General features: G+C 69.2%; 4 protein-coding genes. 3 read left to right on the top strand and 1 reads right to left on the bottom strand.

Going from position 1 to position 3,612, the window contains the following annotated elements:
- On the bottom strand, positions 1 to 252 hold a 252-nt coding region (locus tag OXF11_04225; protein MCY4486305.1), incomplete at its 3' end, for a hypothetical protein.
- A gap of 381 nt (positions 253 to 633) precedes the next feature.
- On the opposite strand from OXF11_04225, the gene OXF11_04220 reads away from it, so the two are divergent.
- From OXF11_04220 to OXF11_04210, 3 genes are all read left to right on the top strand, one after another.
- A complete protein-coding gene (locus OXF11_04220) occupies positions 634 to 1,659 on the top strand; it encodes a MoxR family ATPase (GenBank protein ID MCY4486304.1) in 1,026 nt (341 codons plus the stop codon).
- Positions 1,660 to 1,828: 169 nt separating this feature from the next.
- Positions 1,829 to 2,731, top strand: coding sequence for a hypothetical protein (locus OXF11_04215; protein ID MCY4486303.1), 903 nt, complete (start codon positions 1,829 to 1,831; stop codon positions 2,729 to 2,731).
- Positions 2,731 to 3,612: hypothetical protein (locus tag OXF11_04210; protein MCY4486302.1), on the top strand; the 882-nt coding region annotated here is incomplete at its 3' end. The genes OXF11_04215 and OXF11_04210, both read left to right, overlap by 1 nt.

Raw genomic sequence — 3,612 nt, 5'->3', positions numbered from 1 at the left:
GACCGCATCCCGCCCGAAGTTCCCCTTGCCGGTGAGCCGCAGGCACCCGTCCCTGTCCACCCGATCGAGCACGATCAGCGCATTGCGCACGAACGCCGACCCGCCGAGAGCTTTGTCCGGAAGGTCGGCCGCGAGTCTGAGCGTCTGGTTCGCGGCCGACGGCTCGGCGCGAAGCGCTACGACGCTCGCCGGCTCAAGAAGCCTCCACACCGGGTCCACCCCGCCGGGCCACTTCGAAAAGTCCGTCCTCATCGCCGTCTCCGCCACGAATCATACATCACGGACGCAGGCCATGAAACGCAAAGCGGGGGTATGGCTCCCGGCGCCTTCCCCGACACTCTCGCGCGGCCGGGCGCCCGCGCCCTTGTGGCGGCTCACAGGCGAGCCGGGCTTGCCAACGCCGCCGGCACGGGAGGTTGCCGTCATGCCCCACACCACTCCACCGAGGATCACGGCCGCGCCTCCGAGGCCCTGTGATCAACAGTTCCAGCACTTCCGCACAACTCCCCGGACCATCCGCCCCGGGTGCTTGAGTTGAAAGGAGAGGCAAAGGGGGCCTCCGCGGGGGCGGGACGGGCGGTCTGCGAGAGGCGCCCGCTCCGCTTCCATCTCCCCCCACCATGGAGGTTGCCCATGCCCCTTCCCGAGAAAATCTCCGCAGACTATACGCTCCGCCCCAGCGAGCTGTCCCAAGTGCTCGCGCTCCTGGTCGAGGCTCGCCAGCCGGTGGTTGTCTGGGGGCCGCCAGGAGCCGCCAAGAGTCAGATCGCCCAGCAGGTGGCCGCGGCCGCGAACCGCCAGTACGTCGACGTCCGGGCCCTGCTGCTCGACCCCGTCGATCTCCGGGGCATCCCCTGGCGCGACACAGACGGCCGCACCCGCTGGGCGCCGCCCGCCTTCCTGCCCCCGTCCGACCATCCCGGCCGCTGGCTCATCAATCTCGAGGAGTTGCCCTCCGCTGTTCCGATGGTGCAAGCGGCGCTCTATCAGCTGGTTCTCGACCGCAAGGTGGGGGAGTACGAGCTTCCCGAAGGAGCCTCCCTCATTGCCTGCGGCAACCGGGAGACCGACCGCGGCGTCGTCCACCGCATGCCCACTCCTTTGGCGTCGCGCTTCGTCCACCTGGAGATCCGCGTCGATGTCGAGGACTGGCTCGCCTGGGGCGCGGGCCACGGCATCGTCTCAGAGGTACTTTTCTTTGTCGCCTACCGGCCCGACCTCCTGCACCGGTTCGACCCGCAGTCCACGGAGAAAGCTTTTCCTTGTCCCAGGACGTGGGAGGCGGTCAGCAACCTCGTCAAGCACCGGAACGGGCTCGATCCGGCAACGGAGCGGGCGCTCTTCCGGGGGACCGTGGGCGAAGCGGCGGCGGTGGAGTTCTCGGCGTTCCTGAACGTCTGGCGCGAGCTGCCCCACCCGAGAGCGGTCCTCAACGACCCCGCCAACGCGGCCATCCCGGAGAACGCCAGCGCGCTCATGGCGCTCTGCGGCTCGCTCTACCGTCTTGCGACGGACGTGACCATGGACGCCATCGTCACCTTCGCGGAGCGGCTCAGAAGGGAGATGGGAGAGTCGCTGGTGGGCGCGTGCGTGCGCCGCGACCCGGGGCTCCAGCGCTCCCCCGCCTTCATCCGCTGGGCCGCGGCCAGGACCCGGTGAGGGAGGAAGCTCATGCACTGCTGGAGGATCACACACTATTCGGCGGGCGATGTCCCCTCGCGCCAGTACACGGTGAGGGCCCGCAGTCGCGAGGCGGCCAGACAGAGACTCGCCGCCGCAATCCAGGTCCCCCTGTGGACTCTCAGGTAGTCTGAAAGGAGAAATTCCAATGGACCTCACCCGTGAAGCCATGCTGGTCAGCCTCCGCATCAGCGCTTGGTCCGGCCGGCTCTACGACCGCGAGGCCAGCGACCACGTCGCCGCCCACCACGAAGCGAGCACAAGTGCGGGCCGGTACAACAAACGACTGCTTCCCAAGGCGGCTCTGGCCGCGCTCAACGCCACCATGAGCGAAACACGCACTCAGCATTATGCCCAGTCGCTGCCCTGGGACGACAAGGGCTCGCGGCTTCTCACCGTCGCCAACTACGAGTGCTACACCGAGGTCATGGACGGGCTCCGGGAGCGCCTGGTGCGCCAGCGCGCCCGGTTCATCGAGGACTACGACGACTACGTCGAACAGGCCCGGATCGACCTCGGCAAGCTCTTCCGCATCGGGGACTATCCCTCGAAGGACCAGCTCCGGGACAGGTTCTCCATCCGCTACCGCATCACGCCGGTGCCGGACGCCGACCACTTCATCGCCAGGCTCGCCTCCGACGACACCGAGCGGGTGAAGCGCGACATCGAGCTTCACATTGAAGAGCAGCTCCACGACGCCGTGGGGGACCTCTACCGCCGCATGGCGGAGGCGGTCGAGCGGGTCTCGGAGCGCCTTAGCGAGGACGAGAACGGCAAGCCCCTGGTGTTCCGGGACACCATGATCTCCAACATCCGGGACCTCGTCGACGTGGTTCCCCGGCTCAACATCTTCGGCGACCACCGGCTGGCCGGCCTCTGCGAAAAGGTGAAGGACAGAATCGCAGGCGTGGAGCCGGATTCGCTCCGTCCGTCCGGGGCCTTCGACCCCGTTGTCCGGGCACGAGTCAAGCGCGACGCCGACGCGCTCATGGAGCAGTTCGCGGGATACTTCCCGGCGCCGCAACCCGAACCGGCCCGGGAGGTGGCGTGATGCCGCCCGCCGCGCTCCGGGAATCCGCAATCCGGGTGAGCGACTGCGTGACCGGGCTCCTGCAAAAACAGCCCTTCTTCGGGAGCCTAGTCCTGAGACTCCCGCTCCGCGCAGATCCGACACGGAAGACGCTTGCGAGCGACGGACACGAGATCCGCTACTCGCCCGGTTGGGTGGCGGAGACCGATGCGCACCTGATCGAGACCGCCATGGCGCGGGTGGTGATGGCGTGCGCGCTCAAGCACCATACCCGCAGGGGAGAGCGGGATCCGGAACGGTGGCAGACGGCCTCGCAATTGGTCACCCACGCCTTGCTCCGCGATGCGGGATTCACGCTCCCGCCCGAAGCCGAGGCCTGGGAGGACCTCAGTGTCGAGCAGGCGTACGACCGCCTGCCGGACCCCGGGGACGGCGATCCCGGCGACGACGGCAGTCCAGCCCAAGGCGGCGCCAGCGGCGCGGACGCGGCCGGCCAGCCGCCGCCCGGCGACGACGGCGATGAGTCCGGAGATCCGTCCGGCCAGGGCGACGGCCAGGACGGGAACGGCCAGGGTGAGGATGGCGCCGCCGCCGCGCCGCCGAGCCACGACCCCGCCGGCACCGGAGAGGTCATGGACGCCGACTCCCGCGCGGGCCAGGAGTCCGCTTCCTCCCAGGCGTCCGTGGACACCGCCGCCGAGGAGCAGGCCTGGGACGAGGCCATGCACCAGGCGCTGAGCATCGCCAGGGCCGAGGGAAAGGCCCCGGGAGGCGTCGAGGAGACGGTCCGGAACGCCCACGCAAGCGCGCTCGACTGGCGCACCCTGCTGCGCCGCTACATGACCGACGCCGCTCACCGCGACTACAGCTGGAGCCTCCCCAACCGCCGCTTCATCGACTCG

This window comes from Deltaproteobacteria bacterium, from assembly GCA_026712905.1.
GTDB lineage: Bacteria > Desulfobacterota > Binatia > UBA9968 > JAJDTQ01 > JAJDTQ01.
The sequence above is the reverse complement of the archived record's forward strand: the minus strand, read 5'-3'. Positions and strand labels throughout refer to the sequence as shown.